The following is a 14,580-nucleotide window of genomic DNA, read 5'->3' as shown; positions in this document are numbered from 1 at the left end:
GCCCGGCCGGGTAGCCGGCCGGGCGGTCCGCCTCGGCGAAGCGTCAGTTCTGGGTGAGGCTCTTCCACTCGCTGAGCGGGGCCGGCCCGTAGACCTTCTTGTCCTCGTGCGGTTCGCCGTCGGCCACGTTGATGCGGACGAACTGGTCACCGGAGAAGACCCAGTACTCGTTGCTGCCGTCCGGAACCTTCATGACGGCGTCCACCGTGGTGAAGTCGGACAGGCTGGGCCAGTCCGACCGGATCGAGCCCTCCTGGATGAACCTGTCCCCGTACGGGTGCGTGCTCTTGACCTCGATCTCGATGCGCCGGTACTTACTGCCGGAAAACACCCAGAACTGGGTCGGCTTGTCAGGGACGGCCATGACCGCATCCACGTGACTGAATCCCATGATGGATCCCTTTCAGGGTCGTGTGTCTTTTCGGCGCCCAGCGGTCGATTCGGGTGACCGCGCTTCAGCACCACAGTCAGCGTACGCCCGATCACTGCGGGTCGCATTTTCGGGAAATCGACAGAAGTTCGTACAGGATTAGTCTTTCCCGGGGAGCAAGATTTCCCTTTTCAGTGGACGGCGTCGACCTGATCGGAAATCACGTCGTCCGCGTCGTCGCGCACCGGCCCCGCCGCGCCGTCCGACCCGGTGTAGGCCGTCGTGGAGCAGGGGTACCGGCAGGGCAGGGCGGGCAGGGGATCGATGAACATCGGGTTCACCAGCCACTTCCCGTCCTCGTTGCGGTAGGCGTGGCACATCAGCTCGGGCGCCTGCCGGTTGATCGCCAGACGGAGTCCCGTCGCATCGCCCACGAAGGTGACGTCGGTGGTGGAGTCCCCTGCGGCGAAGGCCTGGCGCTCGGCCTCGGGCGCCCGCTGGAAGGCGGCCTGGCCCTGGATTCCGCGGATGTCCTGGTTGATGAAGCAGCGCTTGCCGTCGATGTAGGTGATCACGGAGTCCGCCGGCGCGCCGCCGCAGTCGGCCAAGTGGGCTGTCAGCTTGCCACTTTCGGTCTTGTTGCGGATCCCGATCACCTCATCGGCGGCGAACTCCAGGTCTTCGGCCCAGACCCGCACCACGGGTTCCGGGGAGGCGGAGACGACCCGCACGTCGAAGCCCGCCCGCCGCAGGGTGCCGACCAGGTCGCGCATGTGCTCGTAGTACCGCACCCAGACGGTGCGGATCGCCTGCGCGGAGTCCGACGGGGACGCCGCCAGGCTCTCCGCCCGGGCCTGGCGGGCGAACCCCGCGACCTCGTCGAGCGTGTGCCCGGCAAGGAGTTGCGCGCCCCACGCGTAGGCGGGGTTGATGCGCCGGTGGTCGTAGCCCGCGAAGGCCGCCGCACCGCCGGTGGTGGTGTGCTCGGCGTACACCGAGAGGATCTCGGCCGCGCAGTCGGTGCCCTCGTCCGTGGGGAGAGGACTGCCGGCGGCGGTGGCGTCGCCGCAGGCTTCGCTCAACGCCGTGGTGGCCTGGGCGGTCAGGTAGCGACCGGTAGTAGACCAGTCCTGTCCGGCGGGCTGGAGGATCTTGTCGTTGCGCAGCAGCCAGGACATCGTCGCGTCGCCGACGTCGTTCTTCACCAGCGTGTTGTCCCAGTCGAACAGGGCCAGCGGGTGCGCGTCCGGATCGGCGCAGTTGCCGAACGCGTCGATGAAGTCCTGGAGCTTCTGCCGGTTGTCCCCGTACCAGGTCAGCCGGGTGTCCAGCGCCGGGCAGTTCGCCGCCGAGGCCGACGGGGCGGAGGCCAGGGGCGGCGCGCCTGCCGCCAGGACGGATCCGAGCGCGACGCGGACCGCCCAGCGGGGAACCCTCACGAGGTCACGGCGGATTGGTAGTCGAGGTAGACGTACGCCCCGCCGACGCCCTTGTTCAGGTCGGTGCCGATCCTGCGGTAGCCGGACGGCGGGTCGACCTTCTTCTCGCCATCGGCCCAGGAGTTGATCACCAGGGCCTCGATGGACTTGCGATCGTCGTCGGCCTCGCGGGACACGGCCAGGAAGAGCGGATGCGGCTTCTTGTCATCCGGGTTGACGGCGCCCTTGTTGAGGTCCACCGGGATCTTCTGGTAGCCCTTGTCCGGCGTCTGGTCCCCGACCAGGATGCGGATGTCCGTGATCGGGAGGTCCTGGTCGCACCGCTCGTAGACGAGGTAGAGGCGGTCGCCGCCCTTCGTGCCGCTGTTGAGGTCGGTGTCGAGCTTGTGCCAGCCGGTGGGCACCTGAACCGGCTGGCCTTCGTAGGGGGCGAGGATGTTGACGTCCGTGATGTAACGGCCCATGGGGGGCGGCTCCTTCGGCATTCCGGGTGACCCCGCTCGCCCGGGCGGATCGGCGGATCGCGGAAGGTTCGGCCGGGCTGGGGAACGGTTCGATCGTCCCCGAAGTGACAGCGGCCTGCGCGGGCTCGTGCACTGTCCAGGTGAATCCGGAAGCGTCACACCGCCCGGAAGGTCCAGCGGGCCCGGGACTCAGCGTCCGCTCGAAGCGCGGGCCAGCAGGCAGACGTAGGAGCGGTCCTCCCGCTGCGGGTTCGGCTGTTCCACCCGCGCCGTGACGGTGAACCCGGCCTGTTCGAGGAGTTCGACGAGCCGCCCGGCCGGGACGAGGTGCGAGGCGTACGTCACCGGGTGGCCGTACGCCCGGGCCGGGCGCAGCAGTTGGGCCTCGCCGGCGTGGCCGCCGAGCAACAGGTGGCCGCCGGGTGCGATGAGGCGGGCGAACTCCGCGAAGAGCACGGGCAGTTGATCTGCCGGGGCGTGGTGGACGGAGTACCAGGCGAGGATGCCGCCGAGGGCGCCGTCGGGCAGGTCGAGTGCGGCCATCGAGCCGTGCAGGAAGCGCAGTCGGGGGTGGGCCCGGCGGGCGAGCGCGACCATCCCGCCGGACACGTCCACCCCGAAGGCCGACAGCCCCAACCCCGCCAGGTACGCCGTCACCCGCCCCGGTCCGCAGCCGAGGTCCGCGACCTCGCCGCCGCCCGACTCCCGTACCAGCTCGGCGAAAGCGGCGAGCATCGCCCGGGACACCGGGTCCATGCCCTCCGGCGGGACGACCAGGCGGAGGTAGTCGGCGGCGACGGTGTCGTAGGACTCGCGGACGGCGGCGAGGTGCGCGGGGTCGTTCGACGCGGGGTCGGTCAACGCGCGGCCTTGGCGGCCCTGGTGGCGCGCTCGGCGAAGACCTTCTCCCGGCGGTCGGCGGTCTGCTTCATCATCCGCTTGCGGTCGCGGGCGGAGAGCCGGTCGATGTAGAGCCCGCCGTTCAGGTGGTCGGTCTCGTGCTGGAGGCAGCGGGCGAAGTAGCCGGTGCCCTCGATGGTGACGGGCTCGCCGTGCTGGTTGAACCCGCGCACCACGGTCCGGGCCGGGCGGGCGAGCCCGGTGTTGGCGCCGGGGACGGATAGGCAGCCCTCGGTCTCCTCGATGAGGGCGCGCCCGGGCTCCTGCTCCTCGACCACCGGGTTGAGGATGTGGCCGGTGTGCCGGACGCCGTCGTCGTCGGGGCAGTCGTAGACGAACAGGCGCAGGTCCACGTCCACTTGGTTGGCGGCGAGGCCGCAGCCGTCGGCGACGTGCATGGTGGCGAACATGTCGTCGATCAGCCGGGCGAGGCGCTCGCTGCCGAAGTCCTCCTCGGTGGCCGGGCGGCAGGTGCGGCGCAGGATCTCCTCCCCCACCTCGGTGATCCGCAGGACGGTCGGGCGTTCGCGCAGCTCGGACACAGGCACTCCCTCGATGGACTTGCTGTCAGCTTTGCAAAGTAGCAGACTTTGCAAAGTGACCGAAGACCTCGTCAGAACCGGCTCCCTCCCCGAGCACGCCGTCCGCACCGCGCTGCTGGAACTGCTCGCCGAGCACGGCACCGTCACCTCCACCGAGGCCGCCGCCCGGCTCGGCCTCAGCTCGGGCCTCTGCTCGTTCCACCTGCGGCAGCTGGCCCGGTACGGGCTGATCGAGGAGGCCCCGGCCACCGACGGGCGGGCCCGGCCGTGGCGGCTGCCGACAGCCCGACGGGCGGAGACCGACGGCGGGTTCGGCGAACTGGCGCGCGGTCTGGAGGACGAGAGCCACCGGCACTGGCTCGCCCGGCGCGCCGAGGCCCCGGCCGAGTGGCAGCAGGACGAGGCGTTCAGCGCCGTCGTCCACCTGACCCCCGCCGAACTGGCCGCCGTCGCCGAGGAGTTCCGCCGGGCGCTGGCCCGCTACCGGGGCCGCGACACCGACCCGGCCACCCGGCCCGCCGGGGCCCGCCCGGTCGCCGCCGTCGCCCGGCTCTTCCCGCTCCTCGACCAGTAGCTCAGACAGCGCGCGACCGCGACCGCACCGCCCGCACCAGCGGCCCCGCCACCAGCCCCAGCGCCGCCCCCAGGACGACCCCCTGCACCCCGTCCCAGACGTCCTGCACATCGCAGGCCCGCCCGATCGCCGGCACCGCGTAGTGCACCGCCGACACCGCGAACGGCAGCACCGCCGCACCCACCAGCGCCACCACCGCCCGCCGCCGCGTCCCGGCCAGCGCGGCCGCGAAGCCGACCGGGGCGTAGGTCGCCAGCTTCAGCTCGATGTGCCGCACGTGCAGCAGCTCGTACGGCGAGCGCGGCCTGCCGCCCTCCACGGCGCAGTGCCGGACGGCGCCCTCGGTGAGCCGGAAGGCGTCCGGCAGCAGCGTCGCCACGACCACCCCGCCGAGGCCGAGCAGCAGCACGAAGCCCACCACCCAGTGGGCTCGCAGCAACCGCCCCACCGGCCGGTTCCACAGGGCCGCGGGCACCAGCGAGAGCAGCAGCCCGGGCCAGAACATCGGCATCCCGCCGAGCACCGTACTGATCACGCCTCAGACGGACGCCCCGGGCACCCGCCCGGTTCTCGCTCCGACGGGGAAAAACCGACCGCGGCACCCCTGGCCCGGAGGCCGGGCCTCAGTGCGGGATCGAGGAGATCAGCTCCTGCGCCCCCTGCCGCTTGAGCGCCAGCGCCACCGAGGTCCCGAGGTCCTCCGGGCTGAGCGCGCCCGCCCACTCGTGGGCGTCCAGCACCCGCTTGCCGTCCGGGGTGAAGACGCGGCCGCGCAGCGAGAGGCGGCCGTCCCGCTCGGCCCGGGCGTAGCCGGCGATCGGGCTGTTGCAGTGGCCCTGGAGCGCGTGCAGGAACATCCGCTCGGCCGCCGCCTCGCGCCAGGTGTCGCGGTGGCCGAGGCCGGTGACCGCCTCGATGGTCGCGGTGTCGCCCTCGCGGCACTGCAGGACGAGGATGCCGGCGCCGATCGGCGGGCACATCGCCTCGATGCCGAGCACCTCGGTGATCCGCTCCGGCCGGCCGATCCGCTCCAGGCCGGAGACGGCGAGCAGCAGTGCGTCGACGTCCCCGGCGTCCAGCTTGGCGAGCCGGCTGTTGGCGTTGCCGCGGATCGGGACGCACTCCAGGTGGGGGTGGGAGGCGGCGAGCTGGGCGACCCGGCGGACGGAGGAGGTGCCGATCCGGGTACCCGGCGGGAGGGCGGCCAGCGGCAGGCCGCCGGGGTGGACGAGGGCGTCGCGGATGTCGTCGCGGCGCAGGTAGGCGGCGAAGACGGTGCCGGCGGGCAGCGGCCGGTCGGCGGGTACGTCCTTGAGGCAGTGCACGGCGACGTCGGCCTCCCCGGCGAGCAGCGCCGCGTCGACCTCCTTGGTGAAGGCGCCCTTGCCGCCGAGTTGGGCGAGATCACCCGTCCAGCGGTCGCCCGAGGTGGTGACGGGCACCACCTCGGTGCGCAGGCCCGGCTGCAGGGCGGCGAGTTCGGTGCGGACCCGCTCGACCTGGGCGAGCGCCATGGGTGAGGAGCGGGAGACGATGCGGATCAGCTCAGCGGTGGCCATGGCGCGATGATAGGCGTCCGCACAGCGGTGATTGAGCATGCGTCAGCCGGTATGACACACGCGGCGCGGGATTCCGCAAGCTCGGACAACACGGGCGGCCGGTCGGGAGTCCCGACCGGCCGCCCACCGCTCGCCCCCGGCGGGGCCCGCGGGCTCACTCGTTGTGCAGCACCTCGGCGATCGGCAGCCGGGCCGCCGAGCGCGCCGGGACGAGCGCGCCGAGGACGGCGATCGCGACGCCGGCGAGGGCGAGGCCGACGAGCAGCGGGGCGCCCCAGACGTCCATCGTCGCCTCCGGGAAGTTGATGATCCGGACGTTCTCGGCGATCAGCCGGTGCACCACCACCCCGACCGGGATGCCGACGATGCCGCTGACCACGCCCTGCCAGGCCACCGAGGTGACCGTCATCGCGACGACCTGCCGGGGCGTCATCCCGATCGACTTCAGCATGCCGAGGTCGCGGCGGCGCTCGCGGATGGTGAGCAGCAGGGTGTTGAAGACGCCGAGCGCGGCGACCACCGACAGCAGGACGCTGAAGGTCGTGCTGAAGGTCTTGATCGCGACGACGGGCCCTGCCGAACCCGCCGTGACGACCGAGGACGAGAGGCTCGGGTCGGCGGCCGTGACGGCCTTCCGGTACGCCTCGGCGTCGGCGCCGTCGGCGAGCCGCACGTCGTACTCGACCACGTGCGGGTCGGGGGTGAGCAGGGCCCTGGTGGCGTCGTTCGAGGAGATCGAGTTGGCGTTGCCCTGGATCTCCTCGCCGACGACGGTGACGGTGGTCTGCCGGCCGTCCAGGACCAGGGTGAGCCGGTCACCGAGCTTGATCCCGTGCTGGTCGAGGAAGGCCGGCCCGGCCTCGACCTCGTTCAGCCCGGTCGCCGGGCGGCCCTCGACCACGTCGAGCCGCCGGTGGTCGACCATGGCGTCGCCGCCGTAGAAGTTCGCGAAGACGGGCTGGGGCTGTCCGACGACGCCGATCCGGACCAGCCCGCGGACGGAGACCCGCTCGGCGCCGGGGGCGGCGTGCAGCATCGCCTCGGTCTGCTCCGGGGTCAGCCGGGGCTCGATCCCGCTGCCCGCGAAGTGGCTGGTCTGCACGTTGACATGGGTCCTGCCGTCGGCCGAGTCCATGACCTTGGTCAGGGTGCTGCTCAGGCCGGTGGTCACGGTCACGGTGACCACCCCGAGCGCGATCGCCGCGATGGTCAGCGCGGTCCGGGCCGGGCGGGCGAAGGGCTGGCCGAGACCGAGGCTGACGGCGCGCGGCAGCCGGGTGCCGCTCAGCCGGCGCTGGACCTTCAGCCCGCGTCCGGTGCGCGGCGCGCTGCCGGCCGAGATGGCCTGGGCGGCGGAGAGCCGGTGGGCGCGCGAGGCGGGGACGAGCGCGGCGAGGACGACCAGCAGCGGGACGCTGATCAGGGTGGCGGCGGGCAGCCAGCCGGCCGGCTCGATCACGGCGGAGCCGGTCGAGATCCCGGAGAACGCGGTCCGGAGGATCGGGTACGCCGCAGCCCAGCCGGCCGCCGTCCCGAGGACGGTGCCGACGACGGCGGGCACCGAGACCATGGTCAGGTAGACCGTGACCACCTGGCGCGGGGTGAAGCCGATCGACTTCAGCACACCGATGTGCCGGTAGCCGGAGACCACCGCGCCGCTCACCACGTTGCCGACGATCAGCGCGGCGACGATCAGACCGAGCACGCCGAAGACCGTCATCAGCGGCAGGTAGGCGTCGGCGCCCGCCGAGAAGGCCTGCTTGAGCACCAGGTACGACTGCGTGCTGGTGAGGGCGTCCTTGGGCGCGCCCTCGGTGGCGGTGCCGAGCGAGGCGGTCAGCTGCTGCTCGGTGGCCGCGTCGGTGAAGCGGTAGAGCATCTGCCGGGCGGTGGGGTGCAGGGCGGCCGCCTGCGCGGGGGTGACCCAACCGCCGGAGGACTGGCTCATGCCGGTCGCGAAGCCGACGACCGTGAGCTTCAGTCCCGTGCTGGTGACGAGCTGAGAGCCGAGGTTCCTCGTCCCGGCGCCCCCGGCCGGGTTGTTGACGACCACCTCGCCGGGCGCGGTGGCCCAGCGGCCGACCAGCAGGTCCACCCGGTCCACCGGCGCGTCCGCCGGGTCGGCCCGGCCGACCAGGGTCAGCGGTCCGGGCGGGCGGCCGACCCAGTCCGTGGGGATCTCCACCACGGCCTGGTCGAACGGTCCGGCGGCCGCCTCGACGCCCGGCCGGTGGGCGGTGGCGGCCAGTTGCTCCGCCGAGGCCTTGGCCGGGTCGAAGGCGGCGGTGACGTGCGCACCGCGCTCGGCCTCGAAGGCCGCGTCGAACGGCGCCCGGGCGGCGCTGATCACCGCGAGGGCGAGCAGCACCGTCGCGGTGGAGCAGAAGACGACGAGGCCGATCACGACGGTCTGCACCCGGCGGCGCTTCACGGCCGCCCGGGAGGCCCGCCACACCGCGCCGGTCATGACTGCGGCTCCAGCATCCGCTCGTTCGCCACGCGGCCGTCCGCCATCTCGACCAGCCGGCTGGCGCAGCGGGTGGCCAGGCCGGGGTCGTGGGTGACGATCAGCAGGGTCTGCCCGATCTGGTTGAGGTCGATCAGGAGGTCCATCACCTGCTCGCCGGAGCGGCTGTCCAGCGCGCCGGTGGGCTCGTCGGCGAGCAGCAGGGCCGGGCGGTTCATCAGGGCGCGGGCCACCGCGACCCGCTGGCGCTCGCCGCCGCTGAGCGTCGCCGGGTAGACGTCCTTGCGGTGGGCGACGCCGAGTTCGTCCAGCAGCTCCAGTGCCCGGCGGCGGGCCTGGCGGGCGTTGGTACCGGTCAGCTGGGCGGCCAGGGCGACGTTGTCGAGGGCGGGGAGGTCGTCGATCAGGTTGAAGAACTGGAAGATCATGCCGATGTGGCGGCGGCGGAGGAGGGCCAGTCCGTTCTCGTTCAGCGCTCCGAGGTCCTGGCCCTGCACCCGGACGGTGCCGGCGGTGGGCCGGTCGAGTCCGGCCACCATGTTCAGCAGGGTGGACTTGCCGCACCCCGAGGGGCCCATCACGGCGACCGCCTCGCCCGCGCGGATCCGCAGGTCGACGCCGTCGAGCGCCTTGGCGTCGCCGAACTCCTTGTGGACCCCGGACAGCTCGACGACGACCTGCGCGTCGCCCGGCCGGGAGGTCCCGTCGTGGTCGTTGCTCATGGTGGACGACCGTAGGCGCGGGGCCGTCGCCGGCACGTCCCACCCCGGGTGTAACCGCGGGCGGCCGTAGTACCCGGGATGTACGGGGGCGGCACCCCCGGATGATGTGGATCATGCCGTGACCTGGGAGGCTGGTGCCGTGTGGGGATCGGGGTGGGAGTGGGCGGCCTTCGCGACGGCCGGGGCGGCGGCCGCGGCGGCCTGCTGGCTGGGCGTGGCGCTGGCCCGGGCGCGGCGGCTGCACCGGGCGGCCGTCGGCGAGCGCGGCTGGCTGCTGGAACGGGAGCGGGAGAGTGCCGCCCGGACCGCCGTGGACGCCGAACGGGCGCGGATCGCCGCCGAGTTGCACGACATCGTGAGCCACAACGTGAGCCTGATGGTGGTGCAGGCCGGGGCCGCGCGCGAGGTGCTGACCACCATGCCGGAGGAGGCCGCGGCGGCGATGGCCGCGGTCGAGGCGGCCGGGCGGGACGCGATGACCGAACTGCGGCACCTGCTCGGCCTGCTCGCCCCCGCCGCGGACGGCGGCGAGGAGCCGGCCGCGAACGGGTTCGCGCCGCAGCCCAGCCTGAGCCGGCTGAGCCCGCTGATCGACCGGTTCGCCTTCGCCGGGCTGCCGGTCGAGGTGCGGATCTCCGGCGAGCCGCGGCCGCTGCCCGGCGGCATCGACGTGACGGCGTACCGGATCGTCCAGGAGGCACTGACCAATGCGCTCAAGCACGGGGACGGGGTGACGGCGGAGGTGACGGTGCGCTACGCGGACCACTACCTGCGGGTGGAGGTGCTGAACAGCGGTCCGAGCGTGCTCTCCGGGGCACCCGCCGCGCCGGCCGGGCCGGGGCCGGACGGCGCCGGGCGCGGGCTGCTCGGCCTGCGCGAGCGGGTCGCGGTGTACGGCGGCGACCTGGACGCCCGGCGCCGGATCGGCGGCGGCTTCCGGGTCCGCGCCCGGATCCCGCTGGACCGGCCGTGACGGGGGGCCGCACGGACCCGGAGCAGCCGCCGGAGCGCCGTCCGCGGGTGGTGATCGCCGACGACCAGGAGCTGGTCCGCACCGGCTTCCGGATGATCCTCACCGCGCGCAGCATCGACGTGGTCGCCGAGGCCTCCGACGGCGACGAGGCGGTGGCCGCCGCCGTGCTGCACCGCCCGGACGTCGCACTGCTGGACATCCGGATGCCCGGCACGGACGGCCTGGAGGCCGCCCGGCGCATCCTGGCCCGGGTGCCCGGCTGCCGGGTGATCATGCTGACCACCTTCGACCTGGACCACTACGTCTACGCCGCGCTGTCCGCCGGGGCCAGCGGCTTCCTGCTCAAGGACGTCACCTCGGCCCACCTCGCCGCCGCCGTACGGCTGGTGGACACCGGGGACGCGCTGCTCGCCCCCTCGATCACCCGGCGCCTGGTCGAGCGTTTCGCGGCCGGCGCGCCGCGGCCGGCCCCGGGCTCCGAGGGCCCGGCGCTGCACCGCGACCTCGCCCCGCTGACCCCGCGCGAGGCGGAGGTGCTCACGCTGCTCGGGCGCGGGCTGTCCAACACGGAGCTGGCGCGCGAACTGACGCTCAGCGAGTCGACGGTGAAGACCCATGTGGCCCGGATCTTCGCCAAGCTGAACCTGCGCGACCGGGCGCAGGCGGTGGTGCTCGCCTACGAGACCGGGCTGGTCGCGCCTGGTGGCGGCTGACCGTCAACTCGCCGCCCGTCCGCACCAATTCGCGTGACTATCATCCGAATCTCACTCATTGGAGTTAACTCTTCACCGAATTCCCCTTTTTGCCAATTCATGGGGCACCATCTGCATGTCCACGCCCGAGCCGGACCGACACACCTCGGGCGCCACCCCCCGGCACGACGACAACACTTGGACCGGCCCGTGACCACCAACCCCCCCGTGTGGGACTGCCCCTTCCACCACACCGACGGCCTGGAGTTCGACCCCCTCCTGAAGCGACTGCTCACCGAGGACCCGGTCGCCAGGATCCGGCTGCCGCACGGCGAGGGCGAGGCCTGGCTGGCCACCCGCTACGAGGACGTCAGGGTCGTCACCACCGACCGCCGGTTCAGCCGCGCCGCGGGCATCGGCCGCGACCTGCCCCGGATGACGCCCGCCCCGATCGCCCAGGCCGAGGCCATCAACCTGATGGACCCGCCCGCCCACAACCGGCTGCGCCGACTGGTCGCCCAGGGCTTCACCAACCGCCAGGTCGAGCGGATGCGCCCGGCCACCCAGCGGACCGTCGACGGCTACCTCGACGAGATGACCGAGCACGGCGCCCCCGCCGACCTGATGCGCTTCCTCGCCGACCGCCTCCCGCTCGCCACCATCTGCGAGCTGCTGGACGTCCCCGCGGCCGACCGCGCCGAACTGCGCGGCCACGCCGTGGCGATGATGCGGATGGGCCCGGGCAGCCGGGACGGCCAGGAGGCCGCCAAGACCGCCCTGCGCGGCTACTTCGCCGAGCTGACCGCCGAACGCCGGGCCCACCCCGGCGAGGACCTGATCAGCGCCCTCGCCACCGCCCGCGACGGCGACGAACTGCTGGACCCGGACGAGCTGACCGTCATGGCGATGGTCCTGCTGGTCACCGGCCACGACACCAGCACCTACCAGCTCGGCAACCTCACCTACACCCTGCTCACCCACCCCGAGCAGCTCGCCGGGCTGCGCGCCCGGCCGGAGACGCTGCCGCGCGCCCTGGAGGAGCTGCTGCGCTTCGTCCCCTTCCGCCAGGGCGTCGGCATCGCCCGGGTCGCCACCGAGGACGTCGAGCTGGGCGGCGTGCCGATCCGGGCCGGCGAGGCCGTGCACGTCTCCTACCTCACCGCCAACCGGGACCCGGCGGCCTACGAGCGCCCCGACGAGCTGGACCTCGACCGCGACGCCGGGCCCGTCAACATGACCTTCGGGCACGGCCAGCACCGCTGCCCCGGCTCGCACCTGGCCCTGATGGAACTGCAGGTCGCCATCGGCACCCTGCTGCGGCGCTTCCCCGGTCTGCGGCTGGCCGTCGACCCCGCCGAACTCGACTGGAACTCCGGCTCGATCTGGCGCTTCCCGCGCACCCTGCCGGTGGCCTGGTAGCCGACTCCCCCACCTGCCGCCGCCCCACCTGCCGCCGCCCGCCCGCCGCCGCCCGTCACCCGCGGCCGCGCGGCGCCCGTACCGCTCCACGCATCCACCGGCCTGCCACCAGGCCCCCAGGGGAGACCCACCCATGGCAACTCTCTGCCGCCCGGCGATCGGCGTGCCCGAGCACGTCATCACGCTGGACGAGACCCTCGACCTGGCCCGCACCCTGCACGCCGGCCACCCCCAGCTCGGCCTGGCGCTGCGGCTGATCGAGAACACCGGGGTGCGCACCCGGCACCTGGTCCAGCCGATCGAGCGGACCCTCACCCACCCGGGCTTCACCGTCCGCAACGAGGTGTACGAGCGCGAGGCCAAGCGACGCGTCCCCGAAGTGGTCGAACGCGCCCTCGCCCACGGCGAGTTGACCGCCCGGGACATCGACCTGATCGTCTACGTGTCCTGCACCGGCTTCATGATGCCGTCGATGACCGCCTGGCTGATCAACACCATGGGCTTCCGCGCCGACACCCGCCAGGTGCCGATCGCCCAGCTCGGCTGCGCGGCCGGCGGCGCCGCCGTCAACCGGGCGCACGACTTCTGCCGCGCCTACCCGGGCGCCAACGTGCTGATCGTCGCCTGCGAGTTCTGCTCGCTCTGCTACCAGCCGACCGACCTCGGCGTCGGCTCGCTGCTCTCCAACGGCCTGTTCGGGGACGCCGTCGCCGCCGTGGTGATGCGCGACAACGGCGGGTACGGCGTACAGGTCGAGCGCAACGGCTCGCACCTCGTCCCGCACACCGAGGACTGGATCTCGTACGGGGTCAAGGACACCGGCTTCCACTTCCAGCTGGACAAGCGGGTGCCCGGCACCATGGAGATGCTCGCGCCCGCGCTGCGCGCCCTGGCCGGGGAGCACGGCTGGGACGTCTCCGGGCTCGGCTTCTACATCGTGCACGCGGGCGGCCCGCGCATCCTCGACGACCTGTGCCGCTACCTCAACCTGGAGCCGGCCACCTTCCGCTACAGCCGTGCGACGCTCACCGAGCGCGGCAACATCGCCAGTGCCGTGGTCTTCGACGCCCTGGCCCGGCTGTTCGCCGACGGCGGCGTGCCCGAGGGCACCACCGGACTGATCGCGGGCTTCGGACCGGGCATCACCGCCGAGATCTCACTGGGCAGTTGGGTCGGCGCACCGGCCGAGGCGCCGCGCCCTCGCCGCCCGCGAGCCATCTCCACCTCCGACATTGCCCTCGTCCATCCGACCGCCCCCCGCCGTTTCCCGGCCGGCACTACCATCGCCGAATGACTGACACCACGGACCGCGCCGACACCTCCGCCAGAGCCGCCGAACTCGCCGCGAGGTTCCCGGCGTTGCACGCACCGCAGTACTGGAGCTGGGGACGGTTCGACGCGCAGTTCTCCACCGAGCTGCCGCCGGACGCGCTGGTCACCAACATCCACCTGGTCGGCTTCGCGGACGGTCGGGTGGTGCTCTGCCGGGACGACCGGGACCACTGGTTCCTGCCCGGCGGCACCCGGGAGCGGGACGAGAGCATCGTCTCCTGCCTCGCCCGCGAGCTGGGCGAGGAGGCGGGCGCCCGGCTGCTCGGCGAGCCGCACTGGCTGGGTGCGCACCGCTGCCGCACCGAGGACCCGACGCCCTACCGGCCGTGGCAGCCGCACCCGGAGAAGGCCTGGCTGTGGGGCTGGGGCGAGGTGGCGCTGGACTCCGCGCCGACCAACCCGACGGACGGCGAGCAGGTGGTCGAGGTCCGCGCGGTGCCGCCCGCGGAGGCCCAGCGGCTGCTGCTGACCGGGCACGACGCCTGGTGGGGCGAGCTGGTCGCGCTGGCGGTGGAGCTGCGCCGGCAGGCCGGCCTGGGCTGAGAGCCCGGCCCCGACGGCCGTTCCCGCGGCTGCGGAAGGTCACTTGAACGGCGGAACACCAAGTGAAGATGTCCGTTTTGTGATGGTATTACTCAGCCATGGACACCACTTCACTGGCCGTGGACTACCCGGTGCTCAACATCTTCTGGACGATGCTGGAGTTCTTCCTCTGGGTCCTCTGGTTCTTCCTGCTCTTCAAGATCATCACGGACATCTTCCGCAGCCACGACCTCAGCGGCTGGGGCAAGGCCGGCTGGCTGGTCCTGGTGATCATCCTGCCCCTGATCGGCGTCCTGGTGTACCTGATCGCCCGCGGGCAATCGATGACCAAGCGCGACCTCCAACAGGCCCAGGAGAACCAGGCCGCCTTCAAGGCCTACGTCCGGGACGCGGCAACGTCCGGGCCCGAGGCCGCCGGCCGCAGTCACGCCGACGAACTGGCGAAACTGGCGGACCTGAAGGAGAAGGGCGCCATCTCCGAGGAGGAGTACCAGAAGGCCAAGGAGAAGGTCCTGGCCTGAACGTCCGGACGGTCACCACGATCCGGACGGTCGCACGGCCGGGGCCGGTCGACGCGGTGGTAC

At 72.9% G+C, this 14,580-nt stretch carries 16 protein-coding genes; 7 read left to right on the top strand and 9 right to left on the bottom strand.

All coding sequences use genetic code 11. The features are described from left to right. Positions 1 to 43: 43 nt before the first annotated feature. The 5 genes from ACFVGO_RS16995 to def form a co-directional block, all read right to left on the bottom strand. A complete protein-coding gene (locus ACFVGO_RS16995; protein ID WP_380632456.1) occupies positions 44 to 364 on the bottom strand; it encodes a hypothetical protein in 321 nt (106 codons plus the stop codon). Positions 365 to 561: 197 nt separating this feature from the next. Beyond that, a complete protein-coding gene (locus tag ACFVGO_RS16990; protein ID WP_380632453.1) occupies positions 562 to 1,809 on the bottom strand; it encodes a haloacid dehalogenase-like hydrolase in 1,248 nt (415 codons plus the stop codon). After that, positions 1,806 to 2,273 carry a hypothetical protein gene (locus ACFVGO_RS16985; RefSeq protein WP_380632451.1) on the bottom strand — a complete coding sequence of 156 codons (468 nt, stop codon included), beginning with the start codon at positions 2,271 to 2,273 and terminating at the stop codon, positions 1,806 to 1,808. Before ACFVGO_RS16985 ends, ACFVGO_RS16990 begins: the two co-directional genes overlap by 4 nt. A 189-nt stretch (positions 2,274 to 2,462) precedes the next feature. Further along, complete coding sequence (locus tag ACFVGO_RS16980) at positions 2,463 to 3,134, bottom strand: class I SAM-dependent methyltransferase (protein WP_380632450.1); 672 nt, start codon at positions 3,132 to 3,134, stop codon at positions 2,463 to 2,465. Next, positions 3,131 to 3,721 carry a peptide deformylase gene (gene def, locus ACFVGO_RS16975; protein ID WP_380632449.1) on the bottom strand — a complete coding sequence of 197 codons (591 nt, stop codon included), beginning with the start codon at positions 3,719 to 3,721 and terminating at the stop codon, positions 3,131 to 3,133. The genes ACFVGO_RS16980 and def overlap by 4 nt, the downstream gene beginning before the upstream one ends. Positions 3,722 to 3,770: 49 nt before the next feature. Here def and ACFVGO_RS16970 point away from each other — a divergent pair, with 49 nt between their 5' ends. Next, positions 3,771 to 4,289 carry a helix-turn-helix domain-containing protein gene (locus ACFVGO_RS16970; RefSeq protein ID WP_380632447.1) on the top strand — a complete coding sequence of 173 codons (519 nt, stop codon included), beginning with the start codon at positions 3,771 to 3,773 and terminating at the stop codon, positions 4,287 to 4,289. A 1-nt stretch (position 4,290) separates the two neighbouring features. Here the strand turns inward: ACFVGO_RS16970 and ACFVGO_RS16965 are convergent, their stop codons facing one another. The 4 genes from ACFVGO_RS16965 to ACFVGO_RS16950 form a co-directional block, all read right to left on the bottom strand. Further along, the gene (locus ACFVGO_RS16965) at positions 4,291 to 4,824 is read right to left on the bottom strand and encodes a hypothetical protein (RefSeq protein WP_359915463.1); all 534 of its coding nucleotides are present in this window, start codon (positions 4,822 to 4,824) and stop codon (positions 4,291 to 4,293) included. 88 nt (positions 4,825 to 4,912) lie between these two features. After that, positions 4,913 to 5,848: a hydroxymethylbilane synthase gene (gene hemC / locus ACFVGO_RS16960; protein ID WP_359915461.1), complete on the bottom strand. Its 936-nt coding sequence runs from the start codon at positions 5,846 to 5,848 to the stop codon at positions 4,913 to 4,915. A 154-nt stretch (positions 5,849 to 6,002) separates the two neighbouring features. Beyond that, positions 6,003 to 8,315, bottom strand: a complete 2,313-nt coding sequence (locus ACFVGO_RS16955; protein ID WP_359915330.1) for an FtsX-like permease family protein — start codon at positions 8,313 to 8,315, stop codon at positions 6,003 to 6,005. Beyond that, a complete protein-coding gene (locus tag ACFVGO_RS16950) occupies positions 8,312 to 9,037 on the bottom strand; it encodes an ABC transporter ATP-binding protein (protein ID WP_380632446.1) in 726 nt (241 codons plus the stop codon). Before ACFVGO_RS16950 ends, ACFVGO_RS16955 begins: the two co-directional genes overlap by 4 nt. A gap of 118 nt (positions 9,038 to 9,155) precedes the next feature. Here ACFVGO_RS16950 and ACFVGO_RS16945 point away from each other — a divergent pair, with 118 nt between their 5' ends. From ACFVGO_RS16945 to ACFVGO_RS16920, 6 genes are all read left to right on the top strand, one after another. After that, entirely contained in the window at positions 9,156 to 10,010 is an 855-nt protein-coding gene (locus ACFVGO_RS16945) for a histidine kinase (protein WP_359915334.1), read from the top strand. Continuing rightward, complete coding sequence (locus ACFVGO_RS16940) at positions 10,007 to 10,723, top strand: response regulator (protein WP_380632443.1); 717 nt, start codon at positions 10,007 to 10,009, stop codon at positions 10,721 to 10,723. Before ACFVGO_RS16945 ends, ACFVGO_RS16940 begins: the two co-directional genes overlap by 4 nt. Positions 10,724 to 10,912: 189 nt before the next feature. Then, positions 10,913 to 12,121, top strand: coding sequence for a cytochrome P450 (locus ACFVGO_RS16935; protein ID WP_380349541.1), 1,209 nt, complete (start codon positions 10,913 to 10,915; stop codon positions 12,119 to 12,121). Positions 12,122 to 12,254: 133 nt separating this feature from the next. Next, a complete protein-coding gene (locus ACFVGO_RS16930; RefSeq protein WP_380349544.1) occupies positions 12,255 to 13,415 on the top strand; it encodes a type III polyketide synthase in 1,161 nt (386 codons plus the stop codon). Continuing rightward, positions 13,412 to 13,996, top strand: a complete 585-nt coding sequence (locus tag ACFVGO_RS16925) for an NUDIX domain-containing protein (protein ID WP_359915341.1) — start codon at positions 13,412 to 13,414, stop codon at positions 13,994 to 13,996. Before ACFVGO_RS16930 ends, ACFVGO_RS16925 begins: the two co-directional genes overlap by 4 nt. Positions 13,997 to 14,094: 98 nt before the next feature. After that, positions 14,095 to 14,517 (top strand): SHOCT domain-containing protein, encoded by a 423-nt coding sequence (locus tag ACFVGO_RS16920; protein WP_359915343.1) that lies wholly within the window; start codon positions 14,095 to 14,097, stop codon positions 14,515 to 14,517. Positions 14,518 to 14,580 lie beyond the last annotated feature (63 nt).

Origin of the sequence: Kitasatospora sp. NPDC057738, assembly GCF_042798815.1 — a bacterium.
Classification (GTDB): Bacteria; Actinomycetota; Actinomycetes; order Streptomycetales; family Streptomycetaceae; genus Kitasatospora; species Kitasatospora lactacystinica.
Note: the sequence above shows the minus strand (reverse complement) of the source record. Positions and strands in the feature narration are given on the sequence as shown.

What these genes read in the sequence shown, in the direction of transcription:
- ACFVGO_RS16925 (WP_359915341.1), top strand. Translation starts at nt 13,412, where the DNA reads ATGACTGACACCACGGACCGCGCCGACACCTCCGCCAGAGCCGCCGAA.
- ACFVGO_RS16955 (WP_359915330.1), bottom strand. Translation starts at nt 8,315, where the DNA reads ATGACCGGCGCGGTGTGGCGGGCCTCCCGGGCGGCCGTGAAGCGCCGC.
- hemC (WP_359915461.1), bottom strand. Translation starts at nt 5,848, where the DNA reads ATGGCCACCGCTGAGCTGATCCGCATCGTCTCCCGCTCCTCACCCATG.
- ACFVGO_RS16950 (WP_380632446.1), bottom strand. Translation starts at nt 9,037, where the DNA reads ATGAGCAACGACCACGACGGGACCTCCCGGCCGGGCGACGCGCAGGTC.
- ACFVGO_RS16985 (WP_380632451.1), bottom strand. Translation starts at nt 2,273, where the DNA reads ATGGGCCGTTACATCACGGACGTCAACATCCTCGCCCCCTACGAAGGC.
- ACFVGO_RS16995 (WP_380632456.1), bottom strand. Translation starts at nt 364, where the DNA reads ATGGCCGTCCCTGACAAGCCGACCCAGTTCTGGGTGTTTTCCGGCAGT.
- ACFVGO_RS16920 (WP_359915343.1), top strand. Translation starts at nt 14,095, where the DNA reads ATGGACACCACTTCACTGGCCGTGGACTACCCGGTGCTCAACATCTTC.
- ACFVGO_RS16930 (WP_380349544.1), top strand. Translation starts at nt 12,255, where the DNA reads ATGGCAACTCTCTGCCGCCCGGCGATCGGCGTGCCCGAGCACGTCATC.